Annotated in this window: 20 protein-coding genes and 3 riboswitches; of the genes, 14 read left to right on the top strand and 6 right to left on the bottom strand. The window is 62.2% G+C overall.

The features are described from left to right. Positions 1 to 26: 26 nt before the first annotated feature. Entirely contained in the window at positions 27 to 935 is a 909-nt protein-coding gene (locus J2S67_RS07965) for an MBL fold metallo-hydrolase (protein WP_310247935.1), read from the bottom strand. Positions 936 to 1,118: 183 nt separating this feature from the next. On the opposite strand from J2S67_RS07965, the gene J2S67_RS07960 reads away from it, so the two are divergent. Next, the gene (locus J2S67_RS07960) at positions 1,119 to 1,823 is read left to right on the top strand and encodes a copper resistance CopC family protein (RefSeq protein ID WP_310247933.1); all 705 of its coding nucleotides are present in this window, start codon (positions 1,119 to 1,121) and stop codon (positions 1,821 to 1,823) included. 240 nt (positions 1,824 to 2,063) lie between these two features. On the opposite strand, the gene J2S67_RS07955 is transcribed toward J2S67_RS07960, so the two are convergent. Continuing rightward, complete coding sequence (locus J2S67_RS07955; RefSeq protein WP_310247931.1) at positions 2,064 to 3,290, bottom strand: hypothetical protein; 1,227 nt, start codon at positions 3,288 to 3,290, stop codon at positions 2,064 to 2,066. Between the two features lie 307 nt (positions 3,291 to 3,597). Further along, positions 3,598 to 4,125: a MarR family winged helix-turn-helix transcriptional regulator gene (locus tag J2S67_RS07950; protein ID WP_052048471.1), complete on the bottom strand. Its 528-nt coding sequence runs from the start codon at positions 4,123 to 4,125 to the stop codon at positions 3,598 to 3,600. Positions 4,126 to 4,244: 119 nt separating this feature from the next. Here J2S67_RS07950 and J2S67_RS07945 point away from each other — a divergent pair, with 119 nt between their 5' ends. The 6 genes from J2S67_RS07945 (at position 4,245) to J2S67_RS07920 (ending at position 12,853) form a co-directional block, all read left to right on the top strand. Then, a complete protein-coding gene (locus J2S67_RS07945) occupies positions 4,245 to 5,288 on the top strand; it encodes a ribonuclease H family protein (protein WP_310247928.1) in 1,044 nt (347 codons plus the stop codon). 59 nt (positions 5,289 to 5,347) lie between these two features. After that, a complete protein-coding gene (locus tag J2S67_RS07940) occupies positions 5,348 to 6,193 on the top strand; it encodes an SGNH/GDSL hydrolase family protein (RefSeq protein WP_310247924.1) in 846 nt (281 codons plus the stop codon). A 212-nt stretch (positions 6,194 to 6,405) separates the two neighbouring features. Continuing rightward, positions 6,406 to 6,496, top strand: a riboswitch (glycine riboswitch). Then, positions 6,497 to 6,611, top strand: a riboswitch (glycine riboswitch). An 86-nt stretch (positions 6,612 to 6,697) separates the two neighbouring features. Next, positions 6,698 to 9,598 carry an aminomethyl-transferring glycine dehydrogenase gene (gene gcvP / locus J2S67_RS07935; protein WP_310247921.1) on the top strand — a complete coding sequence of 967 codons (2,901 nt, stop codon included), beginning with the start codon at positions 6,698 to 6,700 and terminating at the stop codon, positions 9,596 to 9,598. A gap of 119 nt (positions 9,599 to 9,717) precedes the next feature. Then, entirely contained in the window at positions 9,718 to 10,845 is a 1,128-nt protein-coding gene (gene gcvT / locus J2S67_RS07930; RefSeq protein ID WP_310247918.1) for a glycine cleavage system aminomethyltransferase GcvT, read from the top strand. 91 nt (positions 10,846 to 10,936) lie between these two features. After that, a complete protein-coding gene (gcvH, locus tag J2S67_RS07925; RefSeq protein WP_310247915.1) occupies positions 10,937 to 11,317 on the top strand; it encodes a glycine cleavage system protein GcvH in 381 nt (126 codons plus the stop codon). Between the two features lie 129 nt (positions 11,318 to 11,446). Continuing rightward, positions 11,447 to 12,853: an L-serine ammonia-lyase gene (locus J2S67_RS07920; protein ID WP_035756277.1), complete on the top strand. Its 1,407-nt coding sequence runs from the start codon at positions 11,447 to 11,449 to the stop codon at positions 12,851 to 12,853. A gap of 73 nt (positions 12,854 to 12,926) precedes the next feature. Here J2S67_RS07920 and J2S67_RS07915 read toward each other — a convergent pair whose 3' ends face one another. The 3 genes from J2S67_RS07915 to J2S67_RS07905 all read right to left on the bottom strand — a co-directional run bounded on the left by J2S67_RS07915 (position 12,927) and on the right by J2S67_RS07905 (position 16,541). Next, the gene (locus J2S67_RS07915; RefSeq protein ID WP_310247910.1) at positions 12,927 to 13,652 is read right to left on the bottom strand and encodes an ABC transporter ATP-binding protein; all 726 of its coding nucleotides are present in this window, start codon (positions 13,650 to 13,652) and stop codon (positions 12,927 to 12,929) included. Positions 13,653 to 13,654: 2 nt separating this feature from the next. Further along, positions 13,655 to 15,439 (bottom strand): ABC transporter permease, encoded by a 1,785-nt coding sequence (locus J2S67_RS07910; protein ID WP_084590426.1) that lies wholly within the window; start codon positions 15,437 to 15,439, stop codon positions 13,655 to 13,657. A 64-nt stretch (positions 15,440 to 15,503) separates the two neighbouring features. Then, positions 15,504 to 16,541 carry a thiamine ABC transporter substrate-binding protein gene (locus tag J2S67_RS07905; RefSeq protein WP_035756329.1) on the bottom strand — a complete coding sequence of 346 codons (1,038 nt, stop codon included), beginning with the start codon at positions 16,539 to 16,541 and terminating at the stop codon, positions 15,504 to 15,506. 52 nt (positions 16,542 to 16,593) lie between these two features. Then, a riboswitch (TPP riboswitch) is annotated at positions 16,594 to 16,699 on the bottom strand. A gap of 463 nt (positions 16,700 to 17,162) precedes the next feature. Here J2S67_RS07905 and rpmB point away from each other — a divergent pair. The 7 genes from rpmB to J2S67_RS07870 all read left to right on the top strand — a co-directional run bounded on the left by rpmB (position 17,163) and on the right by J2S67_RS07870 (position 24,477). Then, the gene (gene rpmB, locus J2S67_RS07900) at positions 17,163 to 17,399 is read left to right on the top strand and encodes a 50S ribosomal protein L28 (protein ID WP_035756281.1); all 237 of its coding nucleotides are present in this window, start codon (positions 17,163 to 17,165) and stop codon (positions 17,397 to 17,399) included. Beyond that, complete coding sequence (rpmG, locus tag J2S67_RS07895; RefSeq protein WP_035756283.1) at positions 17,399 to 17,566, top strand: 50S ribosomal protein L33; 168 nt, start codon at positions 17,399 to 17,401, stop codon at positions 17,564 to 17,566. The genes rpmB and rpmG overlap by 1 nt, the downstream gene beginning before the upstream one ends. Before the next feature lie 2 nt (positions 17,567 to 17,568). Beyond that, complete coding sequence (gene rpsN, locus J2S67_RS07890) at positions 17,569 to 17,874, top strand: 30S ribosomal protein S14 (protein WP_035756285.1); 306 nt, start codon at positions 17,569 to 17,571, stop codon at positions 17,872 to 17,874. Positions 17,875 to 18,229: 355 nt separating this feature from the next. After that, positions 18,230 to 18,508 (top strand): HU family DNA-binding protein, encoded by a 279-nt coding sequence (locus J2S67_RS07885; protein ID WP_035756287.1) that lies wholly within the window; start codon positions 18,230 to 18,232, stop codon positions 18,506 to 18,508. 173 nt (positions 18,509 to 18,681) lie between these two features. After that, on the top strand, positions 18,682 to 20,967 hold the full coding sequence (locus J2S67_RS07880; protein ID WP_052048472.1) for a cytochrome c oxidase assembly protein: 2,286 nt from the start codon (positions 18,682 to 18,684) through the stop codon (positions 20,965 to 20,967). Positions 20,968 to 21,092: 125 nt separating this feature from the next. Next, entirely contained in the window at positions 21,093 to 23,018 is a 1,926-nt protein-coding gene (locus tag J2S67_RS07875; protein ID WP_310247896.1) for an NHL domain-containing thioredoxin family protein, read from the top strand. Between the two features lie 199 nt (positions 23,019 to 23,217). Next, positions 23,218 to 24,477, top strand: coding sequence for an MFS transporter (locus J2S67_RS07870; RefSeq protein ID WP_239445972.1), 1,260 nt, complete (start codon positions 23,218 to 23,220; stop codon positions 24,475 to 24,477). Positions 24,478 to 24,530: the final 53 nt, after the last annotated feature.

The following is a 24,530-nucleotide window of genomic DNA, read 5'->3' as shown; positions in this document are numbered from 1 at the left end:
GTGGGGCTGGCGTCTTGATGTTGCGTTTATGCGCCGTCTTCGAGTGCGGCTAGTTGGGCGCTCACGGTGTGTTCGGCGGCGGGCCTGACCCCGGCATCGACGTCAGCATAGACGATGTCGGTCACGTTGCTGACGGTGGCATCTTCGCCGCGTTCCTGCAGGGTATGCACGGCGGCGCGGACTTGTTCGAGGCGTTCGCGGCGGTGCGCGAGGTATTTGCGCGCGGTCTCCGCAACCGAGGGGAGGAAACCTGCATGTGCGGGAAGTGCCGGGATGTTACCGAGCGTTTCAAGTTTCTCGAGCGAGTCCAGGTAGTTGGTGAGCCGACCGTCCGGGTGGTCGATGATCGTGGTGCCACGCCCCAGGATCGTGTCCGCGGTCAGAACCCCGAGCGGCCGGGCCTCGGGCGTGGATTCGATGACGATGCTGATGGAGTCCGATGTGTGGCCCGGCGTGGCAAGGACCCTCAACTGAAGCCCGGCGCCAGGCACATCGATGATCTCTCCGTCTGTGAGTGGTTCTTGTCCTTCGCTGCAGTAGTCGCTGCTGAGCGCGCGGCTCGGCGCGCCCGTGAGGCCCCGTAGGCCTTCTAATCCACCCGCGTGGTCAGGGTGTCGATGCGTAACCAGGATCAGCGCGACCTTGTGCGAGGCGAGCGCGGCCTGGTGCTGCGCATCGTCCTCACCTGGGTCCACAACGATCGCACCGCGCTGGCTGGGGATCCAGTAGCTCTGCGTGCCATCCAACGTCATAGGGCCCGGATTGTCCTGCTGCACCATCCACACGCCCTCGACAGGTGTGGCAACCGCGCCGGCCGGGGCCGTGTCTACAGCGTCCGGGGCGGCGTCGCCTGTAGAGACCGGGACAGCGCCGCCTGGGCCAGCAGCCGCATCGTGCATGCCGTGGGCGTGAGGGTTGTTCTCGCTCGCGTTCATGCACTCCAGTATGCAGGAACCCCCCTGACGGTTTCTGGACAGAGCCTGATAGTTTCCGGGTTTGGGCGCCCGGTTGGGAAGGTGAGCGCCTAAACTTATCGCAGTGACCCGCTGGAAGCGTGACGTAACGAATATCTGCAAGCGGTGTCCTCAATGCGAATCATCAACGGTAAGGATTGAACTGTGCAGGTACGTGCTCGTTTGTCGAAGCCCATGGTCGCTGTGTTGGCGGCGTCCATGCTGCTGTTCGCTGGTTTGTTCGCGGGATTTGGTGCCCAGAAGGCGTTTGCGCATGATCAGCTCATTGCCGGCGACCCGCCCTCGGGCAACGCGATCGCGAAAGCGCCGGAGAAGATCACGCTGACGTTCTCGGGTGAGATCCGGCAGGTTTCAGGTGGTGAAGCCAACCAGATCATTGTTCAAGACCGCGACGGCAACGAGCTGACTTACGGCGACGTCACAGTTAAAGGGACTAAGGTTTCGCGGGCTATGCAGCCGCTTCCGGAAGGCACGTATGACGTCAAGTGGTCCGCGCTTTCCTCGGACGGCCACCGGATCCAGGGCGACGGCAACTATTCCTTCACCGTGACCGAAGGTGCCTCGAAGAAGGACATCGAGGCGTGGGAGAAGTCCCAGGGTGGCAACTCCGATGACGGCGAAGCAGGCTCCGGCAAGGGTAGCGAGGACGGGCAGGGTTCCAAGGGCTCCGATGCCGCGGCAGCAAATACGGAAGACTCTGCGTCTGCTCAGGCGAAGGCGGTGACGCCGGAATCCACGGCTGACACCACAACCATCATGTGGATTGTGGGCGCCGCATTCCTAGTGCTCGTAGTGATCGGTCTCATCTTGCAGGTGACCCTCAAGAAGACTGGAATGCACCGCCACTAATTATTTGCGGCACTACTCAACGCGAACACCGCGACCTTTGCTGCTGACCTCTGCCTCTGACCTCAGCGCTGACAGTGCACAAGAAGGCCCCCGTCGCTTGGCGACGAGGGCTTTCTCTATGGGGTGTAACCGCTACTCATGTTGTGCCGCTTCTAGAGCGTTTCCCTATCTCAGGGTTTTCTCTTCGCAGAGTGTTTCTCTTCTTACGCGGCAACCGCGGTGTCGCGAGGGTTAGCTCGCTTACTTGGTCTTGCCAGCGAGCGTGGTCACGAACTCGTTGACGGTCTTCTCGAACTCGTCGAGGTCCCCGTGGAAGTCACGCGGGATGGCTTTCCTGATGTGGTCCGGAGTCCTCAGAGTATTCTTCGAGTTCTTTTTCTTCTTAGCGTCCTTGGACTTCTTCGAATTCTTCTTCTTAGAGTCCTTCTTCTTCGAATCCTTAGACTTCTTGGACTTCTTCTTGTCCTTAGCCTTCTTATCCTTGGACTTCTTGGAATCCTTCTTCTTCTTGGACTTCTTCTTGTCCTTCTTATCCTTAGGCTTGTCCTCGGCTGGACGTTTCTCGCCTGCAGGGGTGAAGGTCGCGTCATCAAAGACGATCGTGTCGCCCTGAGCGTTCTCGAAGTTAGCGCGGTTGGCCTTGGTGGTCCACAGGTTGATGCGCAGCTGCTGGGTTCCGTTGTCCTTAGGGACGCGCTTGGTCTGGGTGTCGTCCGAGAGGACCTTGCCGTTTTCCAGCGAGGTGATCACACGCAGGTAATCCTTATCCCAGATCGCTTTAGTCTTGAGGGTCTGAACACCCTTAGGGATGTCGAAGCGCTTGTGGGATACGCGGTCGCGGAAGTTCTTCAGGTCATCCGGGTAGACAGTGACCATGCCGAAGGTCTTAGGGAGATCCTGGCTACCCCAGCGGGAAACCTCGATGAAGTCGATCTCCGTGAGGCCCTTCATGTTGACGTGCTTCTTCATGCCAGGGGTGCCGTCAATAGCGACCTCGGCGGTGTCATAGGTGAAGATGCCAAGAACGTTGTTCGGGTCCATCTTGTCGAAGTCAGCGGTGTAGCTGAACTCGTACGTGCCGTAACCGGTGGACTTGGTAGCAATGAGCTCAACGCCACCGTTGATGCCCTGGTTCTCAACAACAAGCTCACCCTTGTCGTTGACGTGAGCGCCGCTGACCCACTTACCTTCGCCATCGCTCGGGTGCGGAGCCTGAGGACCGCCCCAACCCATCACATCGTTCTTGCCGCGAATAGCCCAGTCCTGACCAGAGAATTCGATCGTGTCGAACTTGTAGTCAGTCTCAAACCGTCCGCTGTCATGGGAGATCTCTGGAGGGCCGGCCTTCGTCTCCACTGCGGTAGGAGCGGGAGCAGCATGGGCTCCTACTGCAACAGAAGTTGGGAGAACGAGTCCCAACGCCAACGGGACCACTGCATACTTAGCAGGTTTCTTTATGGTGAACACGCGCGATTTACCCCTTCGGAATCAACGTTTTCTCGCATCGAATAACACCCGGTTTACACCTGGTCTTAGATTGAAGGCTCACAGCTTTTATAGGTGAACTTGCCGCCTACGGATGCTGAAGCGACAGTGACAATAGCGAAGACCACCACGTTGTCCTAGCGTCAACGCACCCTCCGTCCGAGACCCCGGACAGGTGTGAAATGCCTAAGAAACGGCTGTCGAAAGAACCTCGGGATGGTATGCGATGCCTGAGAAATCGCTGTTTCTGTGGTGTTGTGACTACCTGAGAGTTGCCTTGAACAGAGCTCTAGTTTTTGCGGCGCGCATTCTGTTCATCACAGGCCCTGTTGATGCGGGTCAGTATGTCCGCCAAAAGTGCTTGCTCTTCGCCGGTGAGAGGATCAAACACGGTCTCGCGCACAAACGTGACATGGTCCGGAGCCGCGGCACGAAGGACATCCCACCCGTGCGGGGTCAGGAGCACATCCTGGGCGCGGCGGTCACGTCCCTCAGAAGGGGCACGTTCCACAAGGTCGCGATCCTCCATGCGCCGCAATAAGTGTGAGAGCCGCGACCGTTCCCACCCAAGTGCGGAGGCAAGCTCACCGGTGCGCACCCGATGCTCCGGGGAATCTGAGATGGTAGCCATCACCGAATACTCGCCCGAGGACAGCGCGGAATCGTGAAGCAACTGACGGTCCAGCGTGGATGGGAAACCCCAAATGAACTCACGCAACGTGTACCAAAGATCAGCTTCCTCAGCGTTCAGCCACCGCACGTCACTGTGCGGCTCACCCTGCTCAATGTTCGTTTCAGGGTCCAGTTGGTGGTTCATCTCAAACACTCCATGCACTTGATCTATCAATCGTCACATGTTCCCGGCAACCAACCAACCCCGAATCAAGTAATGCACCGTCACCAGCGCATCGGAGAGGTTCGTGATGGGATAGGACTATGAGTTCTGCACGACAACGCACCGCCAAGGCATCCGGAGCCCACGCGTCAGGGAATCCGGACGTACCGAAGACCACTGACGCTCCCAAGACCACTGACGCTCCGGTGATCATTGCCGCAGCGGACGGTTCCGCCCTCGGCAACCCCGGCCCCGCGGGGTGGGCGTGGTACATCGACGAAAACCAGTGGGCCGCAGGCGGCTGGCCCAAAGGCACCAACAACCAGGGCGAACTACAGGCCGTCCTTGAACTGCTGCAAGCAACCGAGGCCGCGGGCGCGCCGCTGAAGGTTCTGTGCGATTCCCAGTACGTCATCAACTCGCTCACCAAATGGCGCTTTGGGTGGAAGAAACGCGGCTGGAAGAAAGCTGACGGCAAACCAGTCCAAAACGCCGAACTCATGAAAGCGCTCGATGCCGCACTGGCCGGCCGGAAGGTCGAATTCGAGTGGGTGCGCGGCCACACAGGCCACGAGCTCAACGAAGCCGCCGACGATCGCGCCCGCGCATGCGCGCAAGCCTACAAAGACGGCGAGGCTCCCGAGGAAGGCCCTGGCTATAGCGGCACCCCGAGTCAAAGCAACGATGGACAGAACAACGATGCGGGGCAAGGTAACGCCGCAACCCAGCCCAGCACGGTAACCCAGCCCAGCGCGATGCCCGCTGCGGTTGACGCCGGGCAGGCGAGCACTGACATCCGCGAGCTCCTAGCCGCTGCTGAAGCGGACCTGCTCGACAGCATCGACCAGGACGACGAACCAACCCTGCGCTACCTGCTCACCGAAGACTTCCGCGGCGTCTCCGCCCACGGCGCCCTCCACGGGATCGATGGCCTGCGCGGCCAAGACCCGATCACCAACCTCGAGGTCATCACCACCGAACGCGTCAGCCAGGACATCGCCTACGTCGCCTACCGTGCGCAGCGGGCCTCAACCGCCGATGCCGTGGTGCTGTCATGGTGGCGCCTCACCGGGGACGCAGGGCAAGCAGGCACGCAACGGTGGCAGTGTTTCTTCCGGCAAGAAACCGCGCACATCAACGTGTAAGGCGACGCGACGCGGCACGGGGGTTCGCGATTGCGGGCTAACCTCGTAGGATCGCATGTGTGAGTCAACGCAACGAGGAACACAACGTGCCAACATCGTCAGCGAATATGAGCGAAACCAACCCGCCGTATCAACAGCGCTACGTGGCCATCGGTGATTCCTTCACGGAAGGCGTGGGCGATGTCGAGCTCAACCGCCCCAACGGTGTGCGCGGCTGGGCCGACCGTGTAGCAGAACGGCTGTGCCGTGAACATCCGAACTTCGGGTATGCGAACCTCGCGATCCGCGGCAAAAAAGTACCCCAGATCATGGCCGAACAGCTCGAACCAGCACTAGAGCTCAACCCGACACTCGCGACCGTGTGTATGGGTGGCAACGACATCATGCGCCCACGTGTAGACATCGATTACATCGCAGGGGGAGTGCACCACATGGTCTCCGAGCTGCGCGGCGTCGGGGCCAAGGTTGTGCTGTTCACAAGCCTCGATGTTTCCAAGAGCCCGCTCTACCGGGCGCTCGCCGGGCGCGCCGCACTCTATAACGAGCGCCTCCGCGAGATCGCAGACGACACCGGCGCGATCATCGCCGATTACTGGCGCTGGCGAGAGCTACAAGACCCCGGCTACTGGTCCGAGGACCGCCTCCACATGAACAGCCGCGGCCACGAATTCACCGCCCGCAAAACTCTGGATGTACTCGGCTACGACGTCGGCGGATTCGACGTCGAACCACTCGAGCTACCGGAACTGTCCAAACTTCAACGCGCCCGCACCAACGCCGAATGGGTCCGCGAACACGCTGGCCCGTGGGTCCGCCGACGCATCAAACGCGTCTCTTCCGGTGACACCCTCAGCCCGCGGTATCCCGAATACGTGCGCCTCGAAGCGCCAGAGAACCAGGCCTAAGGCTGGGTCTGGAGCCGTTATCTGATGCCAGGCCTGAAGCCGCGCCTGAGGCGGCGCCTACCCGGTGGCCGCCACGGTGGGCGATGCGGTGGCCGCCACGGTTGCCGATGCGGCGGCACCTCTTCACAGGATCACGCAAGCCCCGGTAGACTGACACGTGCTGTGGACCACGCGCCTGCACTCAGCGGGACGCGGGTTGATGGCACCGCCGACCACGCTTAGCGGGAGAGACCTCCCCAGCGAGGCGCCGTAGGAGCAAACCCTCCCCGGGAAACTCTCAGGCAACCGCACCGCTAGGTACAGGCGACCCTGGAAAGCGGAACCTCGCCACAACAGGCTGGTTCCCACCGATGGTGCAAGCGCAGGACGAACCGTCAACGGCGCGGAAGCTCTCAGGTTCCAAGACAGGGCGGGGAGGACAATCGAATCCCGATCCGACCCCGATCCGAACTCTTTGAATCGAACCCTGAGTCGAATCCCGAGCCGAGAAGAGCCGAGCACGTTATGACACGCTCCGATATGTCCGCATTCGTTTCCCGCCACATCGGTCCACGCGGCGCCGAGACCGAACACATGCTGGAAACCGTTGGCTATGCGTCCCTGGACGCTCTTGTTGATGTCGCGGTCCCGTCCACGATCCGCATGGAAGAGCCACTAGATATCCCGGAGGGGCTCTCAGAAGAGGAAGCGCTTGCTGCGTTGCGGGCGTTGGCGCAGAAGAACACGCTGCGTGTTCAGATGATCGGCCAGGGTTTCTATGACACCCACACCCCGGCGGTGATCCGCCGCAACATCGTTGAGAACCCGGGCTGGTACACCGCCTACACCCCGTATCAGCCAGAGATTTCCCAAGGCCGCCTCGAGGCGCTGTTGAACTTCCAGACGATGGTCGCTGACCTCACCGGGCTCGCGATCGCTAACGCATCGCTACTTGATGAGGCCTCGGCCGTGGCAGAGGCGATCCTCTTGATGCGCCGCGCAACCCGCGCGAAAGACGACGCGGTCACGGTGGTGGATGCGGACATGTTCCCGCAGACCCTCAACGTGGTTCGCGGCCGCGCTGAAGCGCTCGGGATCCCTCTTGAGGTGCGTGACTTCGCCGCCGAAGGCCTTCCGGAGGGCCCGATTTCGGGCATCGTGCTGCAACAGCCAGGCGATTCGGGCGCGATCGTCAACCACGCCGAGATCATCGCGGAAGCAAAGGAACGCGGCGCGAAAGTCACGATCGCAACCGACCTGCTCGCGCTCACCCACCTGAGATCCCCGGGCGAACAGGGTGCTGACATCGCGGTCGGTAGCTCCCAGCGTTTCGGTGTCCCACTGTTCTTCGGCGGCCCGCACGCCGCCTTCATGGCCGTGACCAAGGGCCTGGAACGCAACCTGCCAGGCCGCCTCGTGGGTGTCTCCTATGACACCGATGGCCGCCCCGCCTACCGGCTTTCGCTCCAGACCCGCGAGCAGCACATCCGTCGCGAGAAGGCGACCTCCAACATCTGTACCGCCCAGGCTCTGCTCGCCGTTGTCGCCTCAATGTACGGGGTTTATCACGGCCCGGAAGGCCTCAAGAACATCGCCCGCCGCACCCACGCCCACGCGTGCGCGCTCGCCGCAGGCGTTGAAGCCGCCGGTGCGAAGCTAGCCACCGCATCGTTCTTTGACACCGTGCGTTTCGTAACCGACGGGGCGGCGGATTCGATCGTGGACGCCGCGGATTCCGCAGGCATCAACGTTCGCCGCGTGGATGCGGACACGATTTCGGTTTCCACAGACGAAACCACCACCGACGAACACGTCGAGACCGTGATCGCCGCGGTATGCAAGGCGCTCATCGCCAACGCTGACGACGCGATCGCAGCGGCCCGCGAAGCACGCGAATCCTGCGACGGCGTGTACGGGCGGAGCGCGGGCCTGGTGCGTGAATCTGAGTTCATGACGCACCCGATCTTCAACTCGGTGCGCTCTGAAACGCAGATGATGCGGTACCTAACCCGGCTGGCGAACCGCGACCTCGCGTTGGATCGGACGATGATCCCGCTGGGTTCGTGCACCATGAAACTGAACTCGGCGGCGGAGATGGAGGCCATCACGTGGCCTGAATTCGCGGGCATCCACCCGTTCGCTCCGGTAACCCAGACCCGCGGTTGGCGTGAGCTGATCGCTGATCTTGAACAGCGGCTTGAAGCGATCACCGGTTACGCCGGGGTTTCGATCCAACCGAACGCCGGTTCCCAGGGTGAATACGCGGGCTTGCTCGCTATCCGCCAATACCATCAGTCCCGTGGCGAGGCTGACCGCGATGTGTGCCTCATCCCCGCCTCCGCGCACGGCACGAACGCGGCCTCGGCTGTCTTGGCGGGCCTGCGCGTGGTGGTTGTCAAGACCGCTGATGACGGTTCGATCGACGAGGGCGATCTTGCCGCGAAGATCGAAGCGAATCAGGGTAAGGTCGCCGCGATCATGATCACCTACCCGTCCACCCACGGCGTGTTTGACGCGCAGGTGGTTGAGGTGTGCAACGCGGTCCACGAGGCCGGCGGCCAGGTTTATATCGATGGCGCGAACATGAACGCGATGGTCGGGCTGGCTCAGCCGGGCAAGTTCGGCGGCGACGTTTCCCACCTGAACCTGCATAAGACGTTCTGCATCCCGCACGGTGGCGGCGGCCCGGGCGTGGGTCCGGTTGCTGTCGCTGAGCATCTTCGTCCGTTCCTGCCAGGCCCGGCACTTGAGGACCGCGACGATGAGGGCCTGGGCGGCCGCGATGGCGCGCCGATCACCGCGGCGAGCTTCGGTTCCGCCGGAGTGCTGCCGATCTCGTGGGCCTACATCGCGATGATGGGCCCGGCTGGCCTCACGCAAGCGACCAAGCATGCGTTGTTGGGCGCCAACTACATCGCGGCCCGCTTGAAGCAGGCATTCCCGATTCTCTACACGGGTAACGCCGGGCTGGTTGCGCACGAATGCATCCTCGACCTGCGGGAACTCACCAACAAGACGGGTGTCACCGCAGAGGATGTGACCAAGCGGCTCATGGACTTCGGGTTCCACGCGCCAACGCTCGCGTTCCCGGTGGCAGGCACCCTCATGGTTGAGCCAACCGAATCCGAGGACCTTGCGGAACTGGACCGGTTCATCGACGCGATGCTGACCATCCGCGAAGAGATCGACGAGATCGCAGACGGCATCCATTCCCTCGAAGGCTCGCCGTTGCGTAACGCGCCGCACACCGCGGAAGTCGTGACTCGCACTGATTGGGACCGCACCTACTCCCGCCAGCAGGGCGTATTCCCGGGCCAGACCTCGGTCACGGACAAGTACTTCACCCCGGTCAGCCGCATCGACCAGGCCTACGGCGACCGCAACCTGATGTGCGAATGCCCGCCGCTGACCGCGTTCGAGGACTAGTTTCTTAGAGGACTAGTTTCTTCCACGATCAAGAGGACTGGCCCGTGGCTCATAACTCACCCCACCATCCAGATAGCACCGGCGTTTCGCCGACCCTGCACGAAAGGGTTCCAACGAACATGCATATAACGTCTCGTCACACTCCGCTTCATGAGGTTCATGAGGCGCTGGGTGCATCCTTCACCGATTTTGGCGGCTGGGATATGCCGTTGCGTTACGGTTCCGAGCTTGCCGAGCATAAGGCGGTGCGTGAGGCAGCGGGCGTATTCGATCTCTCCCACATGGGTGAGGTTCGGGTGAGCGGGCCTGATGCGGCGAGCTACCTCAACACGGCTCTTGCGGGGAATCTCGCGGCGGTCGCTGTGGGTCGGGCTAAGTATTCGCTGCTTATGAACGCCGACGGCGGGATCATCGATGACTTGATCGTCTACCGCTTAGATGAGACCGAGTTCCTGGTGGTCCCGAACGCCTCCAACACCCCAGCGGTGCTTGAGGCCCTCAAGGAACGCGCTCTGGGTTTCGATGTTGTGGTTGCCGATGAGTCTGATGAGACCGCGCTGGTTGCGGTTCAGGGCCCGAATGCGGAGAAGATCCTCGCGGCCGTGACCGAGGGCGCTGACCGCGATGCCGTGGTTGATCTGCGTTTCTATTCGGCGGTGCCCGCCACGGTGGCTGGTGTGGATGCGTTGGTTGCTCGCACAGGCTACACGGGCGAGGACGGCTACGAGATCTATATCGCTAACGCCGATGCGAAGGCCGTGTGGGATGCGGTGATTCACGCTGGCGCTGCGGATGGTTTGCTTCCGTGCGGCCTGGCTGCGCGTGATTCGCTGCGTCTGGAGGCCGGTATGCCGCTGTATGGCAACGAACTATCGGCTGAGACGTCGCCACTCGAGGCCGGTTTGGGTCCGGTGGTTTCGTTGAAGAAGAATGAGCGTTTTGTGGGCCGGGACGCGTTCGAGGCCGCCAAAGAATCCGGGCTGGGTGTCACGAGTGGCCGCCGCTTGGTGGGTTTGAAAGGCCTTGAGCGTCGCGCCGCCCGCGGCGGATACACCGTGATGCTCGATGGCGCTGAGGTGGGGCAAGTGACCAGCGGCCAGCCGTCCCCGACGCTGGGTTATCCGGTCGCATTGGCGATGGTCGATGTTGCCCACGCTGAGGAAGGCACCGAGCTGGCCGTGGATATCCGGGGCAAGATGCTCGGGTTTACGGTGGTGCCTCTCCCGTTCTATCGTCGTTCCAACTAAAGTCACACACAACTAGATTCACGCATCTAGCTTCGCAGTTTTAGATTCACATGTACGGCCGGATTCCTGGCCTGATCATCAAGGAGAGACCATGTCCGATGTGAAGAAGAACCTCCGTTATTCCGCCGAGCACGAGTGGGTGGATGACTCCAACCCGGTGAAGGTTGGCATTTCCCAGGTTGCGGCTGACGCCCTGGGTGACGTCGTCTACGTAGACCTGCCAGAGGCCGGCAGCGAGGTTACCGCTGGTGAGACGTGCGGCGAGGTCGAGTCCACCAAGTCGGTTTCTGACCTGTACGCGCCGGTCAGCGGCACGATCGTTGAGATCAACCAGGCCGTGATCGATGATCCTGCACTGTTGAACTCGGACCCATACGGTGCCGGTTGGCTTTTCACTGTAGAGGTGACCTCGGAAGGTGAGCTGCTCTCCGCTGAGGATTACGCTTCCGCGAATGGCGGCAACCTCGTCTAGAGCGTCGCTTGACGCGTTTCACCGTAGTGGCGGGGCCAGGCAGGGCGCCTCGCCGCAGGGACATATAGACCTTCGCCGGCACGCCCACCTTGAGGGAGAGCGTGCCGGCGAAAGTTTTCAGGAGTGCGAATGTACCTGAGTATTTTTGATCTTTTCTCCGTGGGTTTGGGGCCTTCGAGCTCCCACACGGTCGGCCCGTTGCGTGCCGGCCGGGACTTCGTGCAGCGTCTTGCCGCTAACCCGTCAGCGTATGGCCGGCTGGCTGGCTTACGTGTTGATGTGTATGGCTCGCTGGCTGCCACGGGACAAGGGCATGGGACGTTCACGGCACTCTTGTTGGGCCTTGAGGGCTATGCGCCGGAGACGGTTTTGCCCGAGCAGGCCGAGGCTCGTTATGCCGCGTGGGATCGCGGGGAGAAGCTCGCGGTGGGCTCCGCGCTCGATGGCGTGGAGACCGTTGAGCTCGCGTTCGGTGTTGAGGACATGACGCAGCGCCCGCTCACCATCTTGCCGCGGCACACGAACGGACTGAAGATCGCGGCCCTCGAATCCGCTGGGGGAGTCATCGCCGAAGAGACCTATTTCTCGATCGGCGGCGGATTCATCGAACGAGCTGGCGATGAAGACGCGGCGGCACACGTGGACATCGACGTCCCGTACCCCTTCGATACGGGTGCCGAGCTTCTGCAACAGTGCAAGGACAACGACCTCGCCATATGGCAGGTCGCGCTAGCTAACGAGGAAGCGATCCGCGACCGCCAAGAAGTCCTGGACGGCATCGACCATCTATGGCAGGTCATGGAGGACTGCAAGAACTCCGCGATCGAACGCACCGGCGTCCTCCCCGGCGGGCTCAACGTTTCACGCCGCGCACCACGCTGGCACAAGGAACTCTACGCCCGCGACACAGACCGCTCCTTCGAATACTGGCAAGAGTGGGTCAACCTCGCAGCGCTCGCCGTGAACGAAGAGAACGCCTCCGGCGGGCGCATCGTGACCGCCCCAACCAACGGCGCGGCCGGCATCATTCCGGCGGTCGGCTTCTACGTGACCCACTACGCCCGCGCGTGCCGCGGCCAAGCCCCCGAGGTCATCGCGGAACAAGTGCGCCGCTATCTGCTCACCGCGGCCGCGATCGGCAACCTGTATAAGAAACAAGCCTCTATCTCAGGGGCCGAGGTCGGCTGTCAAGGCGAAGTCGGATCCGCCTCCTCGATGGCCGCAGCGGGACTCGCAGAAGTCCTCGGTGGCGAACCCTGGCAAGTAGAAGTCGCCGCGGAGATCGCGATGGAACACAACCTCGGCCTCACATGCGATCCCATCGGCGGCCTCGTCCAAATCCCGTGCATCGAACGCAACGCGCTCGCCGCAACGAAGGCTGTCAACGCCGCCCGCATGGCGATGATGGGGGACGGCACACAGAAAGTCAGCCTCGATGAGGTCATCAAGACGATGTGGGACACCGGCCAAGACATGCTCGATAAATACAAGGAGACAGCCCGCGGCGGCCTCGCCGTCAACGTCGTCGAATGCTGACGCCCACCGCGCTGGCATGGCCGAGGCTCAGGTTAGCAGGGGAGCGGTTCGAACTGGAACGGCCCGGCCCGCGCTAGCCCAGCAGGCGTTCGATGCGCGCGTCTGTTGCCGCCGCTTGGTCGATCTCTTCCCAGGTTCCGTGGGCGATGAGCTTGCCGTGATCGAGGATCGCCACATGAGTTGCGAGCGCACGGGCTTCGGTGTGGTCGTGGGTCACGTGCACGGCGGTCGTGCTGGTGCGGGCGAGGATTTCCCGCACGTGCGGCGCGAGCGTTGCGCGCAGGCCGCGGTCCAGAGCCGAAAACGGCTCGTCAAGCAAAACGACCTTCGGTTCCGGCGCGAGCGTGCGTGCGAGCGCGACACGTTGGGCCTGACCTCCCGAAAGCGAGCGGATGGGGCGCTCGGCGTAACCGTCCAAGTCCACGAGCGAAAGCATCGCCTCGACCCTGGCCTTGCGTTGCTCTTTCGCGACCCCTGCCATCTCGAGGCCATAACTGATGTTGCGGCCCACAGTGCGGTGCGGGAACAGTTGCCCGTCCTGGAACACCATCCCGATGCCGCGCCGGTGGACCGGAACACCGGCAACATCGACGCCATCGAGCAGAACCTCGCCAGCCGTGACGTCTTCAAGGCCTGCGATTCCGCGCAAGAGCGTGGACTTACCGGAGCCAGAAGCGCCCAACAGGCTCAAAACCGAGCCCGGTTCCACGCCCACGCTGACACCGCGGACAGCAACGGTGCCGTCGGGATAGGTGACGTCCACATCGCGCGCCTCAAGGGCATATGAAGCAGTAGACATATTTAGTCCTCCTGAGCTGGAGCGGTATCTGCGCTGCGTGGAGCGGAACTGTCGGAAACAGCGCCGAGACGGGCGGATGTTGAGGCGAGTTTCGCGGAGCGTGTGGAGCGTTCGGCGAGCCATTCGCACACCGCCATCGCGGTTGCCGCAACCAGCGCGAGGATCACGGAGGCCGCCATACCCATTCCGTAGTTATCGGCGCCGGGTCGGTTCATAAGCCGCACGATCGTGACCGGCAGGGTCTGGAAGTCCGCAGACGCCAGGAAGCTCGTGGCGCCGAACTCACCGAGCGCGATCGCAAAGGACAGCCCCGCGGCGAATCCGATACCGCGGGCGACCATCGGGCCATCCACGGTCAGCGCGACCCGCAGTGGGCTCGCGCCCAGGGTCGCGGCGGCCTCCCTGAGTTTCGGGTCGACCGAGCGCAGGATCGGGATGATCATGCGCACCACCACGGGCAGCGCGACCACGGCTTGGGCGAACGGCACGAGCGAGCCTGAACGCGCAAGCTCCGGGAACGCGATCTGTAAGGACACGATGAAACCGAAACCGATCGTGACCCCTGAGACCCCGACCGGCAACATCACGGCCGCATCCACAATCTTCTGCGCCCGCCCGAACGCGGCGGTGCGTGCGTGGCGGGAGAGCCACCACGCCAACGGGAGGCCCGCGATGAGGGTGATCCACATGGCGTCCGATGCGGTCAAAAGCGAATTGCGGAGCGTCTCTAACGGGGTCGAGCCGCCGCCGAAGCCGGTGCCCGAGCTGGTAGCTAGAAGCCGGTAGTTGTTGAGGCTCCAGCCGTGCGGGGTCGAGAACGAACGCAACAGCAACGCCAGCAGTGGGGCCACAATGAGTGCAGTGACGGTGCCGAAAGCGATTATTGCGGAGAACCAGTCAGCTCGGGTCAGCGGCCGTAAGCGGGGTTGCGATAGTCGCAGAGCCGTCTCAGATTTAGAGCGCGCGCGTTGCGATACCGCGAGCGAAGCGAGCACAATCGCCAGCTGTAGGATCGAGAGCGCTGCCGCCTGGGGGAGGTCCAGGAACGTCTCGGTCTGGATATAGATCTCGGTTTCCAAGGTTCCGAAACCTGGTTTACCGAGCGTCATCATCAACCCGTACGCGGTAGAGCAGTACAAGAAAATGAGCGAAGCCGCGGACCAGATCGAGGGTTTGAGCGCCGGGAGGGTCACCGTTAGGAAGGCCCGTAAGCGGCTCGCCCCGAGGGTCCTTGCGGCCTCGGCTTGGCGCGGGTCAAGGTCCGCCCACACAGCCCCGACCTGACGGACAACAACCGAGAAGTTGAAGAAGATCATCGCGAGGATGACTGCGGCCGTGGTCTGATCCAGGCCCAAGAAACCTAACGGGCCGTTCTCGGCGAGCAAGGCACGGAACGCGACACCCACCACCACGGTCGGCAAAACGAACGGGATGGTCGCGACCGCGCGGATGACCCCGCGCCCACGGAAAGAACGGGTCGAGAGAATGTGGGCGCCGAAAAGCCCCAGAACGATCGAGCCGAGTGTGCCACCCAACGCGAGCCCGAGTGTTTGCGCGATGAGCCTCCAGGTCCACCCATCGAACAACACGGCAACGAGCGGCCCCCACCACGTACCTTCACTGCCTTCGGGCGGGGTCACGCCGCGGCCGATCATCGCCGCGACCGGCCACACGAAGAAGAAAGCCAAGAACACGGCAGGCAACGCCAGCGCCGCAACAGACCACACAATGGTCACGATGCGGCGCCGGCGCCTCAGCTCGCTGTGAGAGCGGCTCTGCTTATGCATCAGGTACCCGACCTGCTTCTTCTACCCGGCGTTCTTCTACCCAGTGTTCGTCTCAGGAACGCACCTATTTAGCGTTCTTGCTGAGCTCGCGGAACTGCTTGATCCACTCCTCGCGTTTCTGGGCGATCTCGCTCGGGTCCGGGGTGACCGACGTCTTCGACAGCGGCGCGTGAGCGGCCCAGTCTTTCGGAAGTTTCACATCGGGGTTCACCGGGTACATGTACATCTGCTCAGGGATAGCGTTCTGCATATCCTCGCTGAGCATGAAGTCCACGAAGGCCTTGGCACCATCAGGGTTCTTAGCGTTCTTCAGCACTCCGGCGTATTCGACCTGGTCGATGCAGGTGTCATCGATGTTCACGGTCTTACCGCCCTCAAAAGCGGGGGAGGAGGAGTAGGAGACCACCAGAGGGTACTTACCTTTGCCTTCAGAACCGGAGAAGTCCGTGTTGTACGCGTTAGACCATGAAGAGACGACCTTGGTGCCGCCAGCCAGCATGTCCTCCCACGCCTTCTTCCAGTCCTTAGTCTTGTGCATCGTGGCGACCATGAACGCGAAGCCAGGGGAGGACTGCGCCGGGTCTTGGGCTACCAGCAGCTTGGCGTATTCAGGTTTGGTGAGGTCGTTGATGCTCTTCGGCAAATCAACCTTGTTCTTCTTGAACCAGCCCGCGTCAGCGTTAATGCACACCTGGCCTTGATCGATCGGAGTCAACGCGTCACTGTTAGTCAGCTTCTTCGCAGCCTCCGGCAGTTTCTCCGGAACATAGTCCTCGACCACGCCCTTCTCCGTCAGCGCGCCGGCCTGGAGGTTATCCACGCCATAGAAACCGTCCGCGGACGCCTTACCTTCAGCCAGGATCAGCTGATTGACCACAGAAGACGCGTCACCTGGGGAGGTCGTCTTGAGCTTATAGCCGGTCTCGGTCTCGAACTTCTTGACCTGTTCCTTGGTCAACTCAAAAGAATCATGCGTGATGATCGTGACCGTCTTCTCTTTCGACTCCGCATCCTCCTGCTGAGCCGCGATCGAACAACCGCTCAACGCCAAGCCCGCAACGGAGAGCACCGCGGTAGCCGCCATAAGAGGGTTTCTACGCATATCTGCCACAACAACCTTCCAGTTCATGAAAGGGGGTGGCCCACGTGTGCCCACGAGAGAAGATTCGAACTCCCTACACCGGTACTAACCGGATCAGGTTCGAGGGTCTGCCACATCGGCACTCTCAGCGCTCGGTTAGCGCTCCCCTGTCGATTCAGTACAAGACTAGCCAAGAAAACGATGCGGCACACAATTTGCCATATGGCGCGCGCCGGGCGCCGGCCGGCTGGGTGGAGGCCCCGGTGCGAGTGTGGCCAAACTCGCTTACCATGATTTGCCCCAAAGATGGGGGATTGCCTAAGATAGATAGGCGTTCTGTTGCCACGCGTTAATCTTTGCGTGCCCAACAGCCCGTGACACGGAAGAGAAGGTGAACAGTGGGTAAGCAAATGCCCACGCTTCACCCGGACCACCGTTGTTTGAAACCTGTCTGATGGTCAACCACTGGCTGGATCTCACCCAGCTGCTTTAGGCCCTCCAGCGTTGTAAGCACGGTGTCCCCAACTGGGTAGCGGGACCTCGCATCGTCATCGGCTGCGCTCACCTGACTCCAGGCGAGCCAACACCACAGCCAGGCGGCAAGGGACCGCAGCACAACTGACCAACACTGGAGGAGTGAACATGGCACAGCGTTGCCAGGTGACCGGTGCAGTGCCCGGATTCGGACACAGCATCTCGCACTCGCACCGCCGCACCAAGCGTCGGTGGGACCTGAACATTCAGAAGAAGCGGTACTACGTACCATCCCTCGGCCGGACGATCACCCTGAATCTGTCCACCAAGGGCATCAAGACGATCGACGCGCGCGGCATCGAAGCCGTAGTCGCTGAGCTTAAGGCGAAGGGAGAGAAGTTCTGATGGCAAAAGCACAGGATGTTCGCCCAATCATCAAGCTCAAGTCCACGGCAGGCACCGGTTACACCTACGTGACCCGCAAGAACCGCCGCAACAACCCGGACCGCATCGTGCTCAAGAAGTACGATCCAGTGGTTCGCAAGCACGTCGATTTCCGTGAGGAGCGGTAAGCATGGCTAAGAAGTCGAAGATCGCCAAGAACGAGCAGCGCAAGGTGATCGTGGCTCGCTACGCCGAGCGCCGCGCCGAGCTCAAGAAGACCCTGATCGACCCGAACGCAACCGACGAAGCCCGCGAGGCAGCACGCGTCGGTCTGCAGAAGCTCCCACGTGACGCCTCTCCAGTTCGCGTTCGCAACCGTGACTCCATCGACGGCCGCCCACGCGGTACCTTCCAGAAGTTCGGTATCTCGCGTGTGCGTTTCCGCGAAATGGCTCACAAGGGCGAGCTGCCAGGCATCACCAAGTCGTCCTGGTAATCGCTCACGCTTCCTCACCACTGTGAGGAACACATAGCGTCAACAGCGGCACACACAAGCATCGCACGCTGTCACGGACGTCCCGGCCCCAGCTGAAAAGAACATCAGCGAGGCGCCGGGACGTCCGCGTTTAAGCAGGTTTAGGCCGCTCCGTTCGTGTTTTCGCCGCCAGAAACCGCTCTAAGAAGCTCTAATCAGCCAAAAATCTGGGTAAATTCTCACTCAACGCGGAAAATCCGCCCCGAAACACGCGAAATTCTGGGAAAACCTGTTAGTTTCATATCCAGGCCCCGAAACCTGGGGCAATCCTCAGCCCTCACTGGTTGGGGAGTATCCGAGTCCAGGAGGACAAGTAATGAACCGCAGTGAGCTTGTGAGCGCTATCGCGAACAACACCGGCCAGACCCAGACCACGGTTAACGACGTACTGGATGCCCTCTTCCAGACCGTGACCGAGCAGATCTCCCAGGGCAACAAGGTCTCCATCCCAGGCTGGATGTCCTTCGAGCGCACCAACCGTGCCGCACGCCAGGGTCGCAACCCACAGACCGGCGAGACCATCCAGATCCCTGCTGGTCACTCCGTTAAGCTCTCCGCTGGCTCCAAGCTGAAGGCTGCTGTTTCCAATAAGTAAGTCTTACAGCGCAAGCTGAGCAGTAAACCCGCCCCAACCACGCAGGTTGGAGTGGGTTTACTTTTTAAACACAAGCGGGGCACCGCTTCCCACAGCGGCACCGCCTAAACTGGATCTGATGAGCTCCGCTCACGTGAACCTCCTCTGAAGAAATGCCCTCAGGAAAGGCGCCCATGTCGCACTCGCAGGTTGCAACGTCCAAGCGTGCCTCCGCCGAGCCCGCCCGCGGAAGCGAGGACCCTTCCGCGAAAAACGCGAGGCTCGCGGCAGACAACCCTCGAGTCGCATACGCGCTCACCTGGATTTCCGCGCCCATCGGGCTCATAACCCTCTTCCTCGCGCTCTCGTACTCCGGTACAGCGCTCTCCGTTCTACTCGGTGACCCGGGCGTGGTGACCCGCTACGGCCTGCCGATCGCGCGCTGGGTTCACGACATCAGCTTCTCGATCACGCTCGGCACGCTCATCTTCGTGTGCGCGATCATCCCGCGTACCACCCGGCCACAGCGCACCACTCGGGCCGCAGGTTCCACTGACGGTGGGGAATTCACCAAAGCGTTCAACCGGCTCGTTACCGTCGGATCCGTCGCAGCGATCGTGTGGGCGTTCGCTGCGATGTCCACGCTCGTTCTCAGCTATTCGGATGCCGCCGCGCTCCCCGTCACCGCAGACAAATCTTTCACTGACGGCATCTTCGACTACATGCTGAACTTCGACTTCGGCCGAAGCTGGGCCGTGGTCGTTTCCCTCGCGATCATCACGAGCACCACCATGATCGCCGCCCGCAGCGCCAACGCGCTCGGCTGGGCCGCAGGCTTCGCAGGTGTTGCCCTCGTGCCGCTGGCGCTGCTCGGCCACGCCGCCGGCGGTGACGACCACTGGGGTGCGGTGAACTCGATGGGCCTGCACCTACTCGGCGTCGTCGCGTGGGGTGGCGGGCTCGTAGCCCTCGCCGTCGTCTCCGGGTTGCTTGGCGGAGCGCAAAAGAACATCACCGGCCCTGACACCAACCCCGCCGCGGCGGAAGTCCTGCAACGATTCTCGCACCTAGCTGGCGCATCGTTCTTCCTGGTTGTGCTCTCCGGCGTAGCGGCAGGAGCGATCCGCGTCCACACCCTTCAGCAGCTCTTCGGAACCCAATACGGTCTGTTCCTCATCTTCAAAGCCTTCCTCTCGGTGATCCTGGGCTTCCTCGGGATCATCCACCGCTCCAACATCATTCCGCGACTGAAAAACGGCGACCTCACCGCACGCAAAGCCGCGTGGCGCATCATCGGTGTTGAAGTAGCGATCATGTCCGCCGTATCGGCGATCGCCGTGGTGCTCGCCCGCACCCAACCGCCGGTATCCACCGCGCCGCCGGAAGTCATGTCCCCGGCCCGCCGCCTCTCCGGCTACGAGCTACCACCCGAGCTCACCATCTCATCGTGGGCGAGCGTGTGGCGCTTCGACTGGCTGTGGGTAGCGATCATCATCTTCCTCGCGATCGCCTACGGCCGCTGGGCCTATCGCGTCCACGCTAAAGGCGGGCACTGGGACTGGTGGCGCACCCTCAGCTTCTATGTGGGCCTGATCTTCCTGTTCTACATCACATCCGGGCCCATCGCGGTGTACGGGCAGAACCTGTTCTCGATGCACATGGTCGCCCACATGGCGCTCACCATGGTCGCGCCGTTCTTCCTGGTGGTCGGGTCCCCGATCGCGCTGGCCCTCAAAGCGATCCCCGCCCGGCGTGACGGCACCCGCGGCCCCCGCGAATGGACCCTGGTGTTCCTGCACTCCAAGTGGGCTAAAGGCGTCACGCACCCGATTGTCGCGGCCGTGAACTTCACGGCCTCGATCGTGATCTTCTACTCGACTGACCTCATGTGGTTCTCCATGAAATACCACTTAGGCCACGAGTTCATGAACTTCCACTTCCTGCTGACCGGCTACGTCTTGGCCGTCAACATGATCGGGCTGGACCCGCTGCCGAACCGCGCCCCATACTTTGTGCGGCTCGTGATCCTGCTGATCACCATGATCTTCCACGCGTTCTACGCGACCAGCATCATGGGCACCGACGTTTTGATCCAGCCGGACTGGTTCGGCAACCAGGGCCGCGATTGGGGCCCGAGCGCGATCGAAGATCAACGAATAGGCGCCGGTGTCATGTGGGGCATCGGCGAAGTACCGACGCTCATGCTCGCCGTGGGCGTGGCCGTTGCATGGTCCCGCTCCGATGAACGGATAGCCCGCCGCGACGAACGCGTTGCCGAACGTACCGGAAACCGCGAACTGCGCGACTACAACCAGATGCTGCAGCAGCTGCAGGGCGCCCAGGCCGACGGCCTCGAAGAAGCCCGCCGCGCAGCCCGCATCCGTGCGGGCCTGCCGGCAGAAGGCTTACCGGAGGACGAGGCCGAAGCACCGGAGGGCAAGGACGAAGCGGAGGGCCGCGACGATACGCCGCGGGCATAAAGCGTGATGTTACGCGCCAAAAGCGTTGGCATGAGGCGAACTTCTAGAATGGACACAATCCGCCCCGCCCTCGGCGTGGCGAGTGAAAACCCCATGTCAAGCCCCGTCTGAAACCAGGAGTTAAGGTGTCTGCTGAGTCTGATGCACTTCGTACCGGCGTCCGTTTGCGCGCGAGTGAGCTTCGTGGCCGCGGCTGGATGAACACCGGCGGTAAGGACCTTGACCTTGCGAGCCTTCGCGGCAAGATCGTGATCCTGGATTTCTGGACGTTCTGCTGCATCAACTGCCTGCACGTGCTCGACGAGCTGCGCCCACTCGAGGAGAGATACAACGACGTGCTGGTCACGATCGGTGTGCACAGCCCCAAGTTTGAGCACGAGGCCAAGAAGGAAGCGCTCGAGGCCGCGGTTGAACGCTACGAGATCGAACACCCGGTCCTGGATGACCCCGAGCTGCTGACGTGGCAGGCCTATACGGCACGTGCCTGGCCCACGCTCGTGGTCCTGGACCCGGAAGGCTACATCGTTGCGCATCTCTCAGGTGAGGGGCACGCGGCCGGTCTTGAATCTTTGGTTGAAGAGCTCATCGAAGAGCACGATGGGAAGGGCACCTTGCACCGCGGTGACGGCCCGTACGTCGCCCCGCCGGCACGCGAAGGGGACCTCCGCTTCCCAGGTTCGGCGATCGACCTGCCGAACGGCCAGTTCCTCGTCGTGGATTCGGGCCACCACCGGCTCACGATCATGGACACGGACCTCGTGACCAAGGTCGGTCAGATCGGCACTGGGGAGCGCGGCTTCGCGGACGGCTCCGCGGACACCGCGCGCTTCAACGAGCCGCAGGGTGCCGCGGTCGTTCCCGGCCACATCGCGGAGAAGGTGGGCTACGACGTCCTGGTTGCTGACACCGTGAACCACCGCCTGCGTGGCGTTAACACGGCCACGGGCGAGGTCACGACTGTTGCCGGTAACGGTGTGCAGCGCCTGCTCGATGCCGAACGCGCCCGCCTGCAGGACGCCGGTTGGTCGCGTGAGCTGGGGGAGAACGCTACCGAGCTTTCGCTCTCATCCCCGTGGGACCTTGCGTGGGCAGAGAAGGCTGGCCGGTTCATCGTCGCTATGGCGGGAACCCACCAGATCTTCGGTTTCGACCCCGTCAAGGCCGAGGTCACGCTGGAGGCTGGCTCCGGCATCGAAGGCTTGGATGACGGTACTGCGGATGTCGCGATGTTCGCGCAGCCTTCCGGTGTGGATGTGGATGCGAACGGGGACGTGTGGATTGCCGATTCGGAGACCTCCGCGGTGCGTATGCTGCGCCTGGGTGAGGACGGCACGGTCGCCAAGGTTGAGACCGCGACAGGCCTGGGGCTGTTCGATTTCGGCTTCCGCGACGGTCCGGCCGATGAGGCGCGTCTGCAGCACCCGTTGGGTGTTTCGGTTCTGCCGGATGGCTCGGTTGCGATCGCTGATACCTATAACGGTGCGGTGCGCCGCTATGACCCCGCGACCCATACGGTCGGAACGCTCGCCGAGGGCCTACAGGAACCGGCGGAAGTGCTCGTGGACCACAGCGTTGGTGGAGATCCGGTCCTGTTGGTGGTCGAAACGAACCGGCATCAGCTCGTGCGGGTCCCGCTGCCGAAGGAAGCGACCACGGTTGACCGTGGCGCATCCCAGACCCAGCGCCCAAAGACCCTGGTGAAGCCCGGCACCCACAAGCTGACCGCACGCTTCACCGCTCCTGCGGGCCAGAAGCTCGACTACCGTTGGGGTGACCCAACCCAGCTACAGGTTTCTGCGTCCCCTGAAGAACTCATCCTAGAAGGCGCTGGCACGAGCCAAGGGCTCACGCGTGAGCTCGTCCTCAACCCGGAGATTGTGCACGGCGTTCTGCATATCACCGCGCGTGCTGCAGCCTGCGATGGTGAGGAAGGCCAGGAGATCCCGGACCACGCCGCCTGCCATCTATACCAGCAGGACTGGGGTATCCCAGTGCAGCTGGATGAGGCGGGGGAGGACCACCTCGAACTCGACCTGCGCGGCCTGAACTAGTGCGGCCGCGGCCTAAACTAACGTCGGCATAGCGTCAGCTTGGCTGGCATGCCGCCGTGCCAGCGGCGCCACGTCAGCGCGGCAACTCTTAACAAGGCCGGACCCTAGGCGTAGGGTTGAATCTACAGTTCAATCTACGCCGGGGTCCCGTTTTGTATTACCCCACCGGTTTCTGCGCCGTTGAGGAGGCCGCCTATTCATGTCCCGCATGTTCGCCTCGCTGCAGATCAAGAATTACCGGTGGTGGTTTTTCGGCGGCTTGGTTTCGAACATCGGGACGTGGATGCAGCGCATCGCGCAGGACTGGCTGGTTCTGACTGAGCTGACCGATAATTCAGGGACCGCGGTGGGCCTCGTGATGGGGCTTCAGTTTCTGCCGATCCTGTTTTTGTCTGCCTATGCGGGCGTGATCGCTGACCGGTACCCGCGGTTACGGATCGTGCAGATCGCGCAGGCGTTCATGGGTGTGCTCGCGGTGATCTTGGGTGTTTTGGTGCTCACGGGCACGGTTGAGCTGTGGCATGTGTACATCTTGGCGACCTTGTTAGGTATCGGGGCGGCGTTCGATGCGCCAGCACGCCAGGCTTTGGTGAATGATTTGGTGCCGTCCAAGTTGGTACCGAACGCGGTGTCCTTGAATTCGACGAGCTTCAATTCGGCGCGGCTGATCGGACCGGGTGTTTCTGGCCTGTTGATTGCCGCGGTCGGTACGGGCTGGGTTTTCTTGATCAACGCAGCGAGTTTCGCGGGCGTACTGGTTTCGCTGTTCGTGATTTCCCGGAACATTCCGGCTAACAGTCAGCCGCGGGTTCCGCGTAAGCGTGGCCAGGTTGTTGAGGGCATCAAGTATGTTGCGCGTAGGCCTACGCTCATCATGATCATGGTGCTTGCGTTCGTGGTGGGTACGTTCGGGTTGAATTTCCCGGTGTTCAACGCGGTCATGGCTACAACGGTGTTCGATGCGGATGCCGAGGTGTTCGGTCTGCTCGGCACAATCCAGGCGTGCGGCACGTTGGCGGGTGCGTTGATGGCGGCCAGGCGGCAGGGTTCGCGGCTAAAGTTCGTGGTGGGTGGAACGATCGGTTTCGGTATCACGGTGATCGCCGCGTGTGCGGTCCCGTGGCTGTGGCTGTATGCGATCATGCTGATCCCGACCGGCTGGGCAGCGGTGACGTTCTTGAATTCGTGCAACGTGACGCTACAGATGACGGTGGACCCGAGGTATCGCGGCCGCGTGATGGCGTTGTACATGGTTTTGGTTATGGGCGGAACGCCGCTCGGTTCACCTTTGATGGGGTGGCTTGCCGAAGTTCTGGGCGCGCGGATGTCACTCTGCATCGCGGGTCTGATTTCGCTCGTGGCTGGCCTGTGGGGCTTGTGGTACTGGAATAGGCACGCGCCGCAGGGCGAGTTGCGGCGCCGTGTGCGCCGCATCCGCGTCCGCTTCACGGGCCGGTAGACAACCGTTACAGGCGCTGCTTGGCAGCTACCGCATCGTACGCTGCTTGCGTG

Origin of the sequence: Pseudoglutamicibacter albus, assembly GCF_031458175.1 — a bacterium.
GTDB lineage: Bacteria > Actinomycetota > Actinomycetes > Actinomycetales > Micrococcaceae > Pseudoglutamicibacter > Pseudoglutamicibacter albus.
This window is presented reverse-complemented; position numbering and strand designations above follow the sequence as displayed.

Coding starts and splice junctions, on each gene's coding strand:
- J2S67_RS07965 (WP_310247935.1), bottom strand. CDS start 935: ATGAACGCGAGCGAGAACAACCCTCACGCCCACGGCATGCACGATGCG.
- J2S67_RS07950 (WP_052048471.1), bottom strand. CDS start 4,125: ATGAACCACCAACTGGACCCTGAAACGAACATTGAGCAGGGTGAGCCG.
- J2S67_RS07945 (WP_310247928.1), top strand. CDS start 4,245: ATGAGTTCTGCACGACAACGCACCGCCAAGGCATCCGGAGCCCACGCG.
- gcvP (WP_310247921.1), top strand. CDS start 6,698: ATGACACGCTCCGATATGTCCGCATTCGTTTCCCGCCACATCGGTCCA.
- gcvT (WP_310247918.1), top strand. CDS start 9,718: ATGCATATAACGTCTCGTCACACTCCGCTTCATGAGGTTCATGAGGCG.
- gcvH (WP_310247915.1), top strand. CDS start 10,937: ATGTCCGATGTGAAGAAGAACCTCCGTTATTCCGCCGAGCACGAGTGG.
- J2S67_RS07920 (WP_035756277.1), top strand. CDS start 11,447: ATGTACCTGAGTATTTTTGATCTTTTCTCCGTGGGTTTGGGGCCTTCG.
- J2S67_RS07915 (WP_310247910.1), bottom strand. CDS start 13,652: ATGTCTACTGCTTCATATGCCCTTGAGGCGCGCGATGTGGACGTCACC.
- J2S67_RS07910 (WP_084590426.1), bottom strand. CDS start 15,439: ATGCATAAGCAGAGCCGCTCTCACAGCGAGCTGAGGCGCCGGCGCCGC.
- J2S67_RS07905 (WP_035756329.1), bottom strand. CDS start 16,541: ATGCGTAGAAACCCTCTTATGGCGGCTACCGCGGTGCTCTCCGTTGCG.
- rpmB (WP_035756281.1), top strand. CDS start 17,163: ATGGCACAGCGTTGCCAGGTGACCGGTGCAGTGCCCGGATTCGGACAC.
- rpmG (WP_035756283.1), top strand. CDS start 17,399: ATGGCAAAAGCACAGGATGTTCGCCCAATCATCAAGCTCAAGTCCACG.
- rpsN (WP_035756285.1), top strand. CDS start 17,569: ATGGCTAAGAAGTCGAAGATCGCCAAGAACGAGCAGCGCAAGGTGATC.
- J2S67_RS07885 (WP_035756287.1), top strand. CDS start 18,230: ATGAACCGCAGTGAGCTTGTGAGCGCTATCGCGAACAACACCGGCCAG.
- J2S67_RS07880 (WP_052048472.1), top strand. CDS start 18,682: ATGTCGCACTCGCAGGTTGCAACGTCCAAGCGTGCCTCCGCCGAGCCC.
- J2S67_RS07870 (WP_239445972.1), top strand. CDS start 23,218: ATGTCCCGCATGTTCGCCTCGCTGCAGATCAAGAATTACCGGTGGTGG.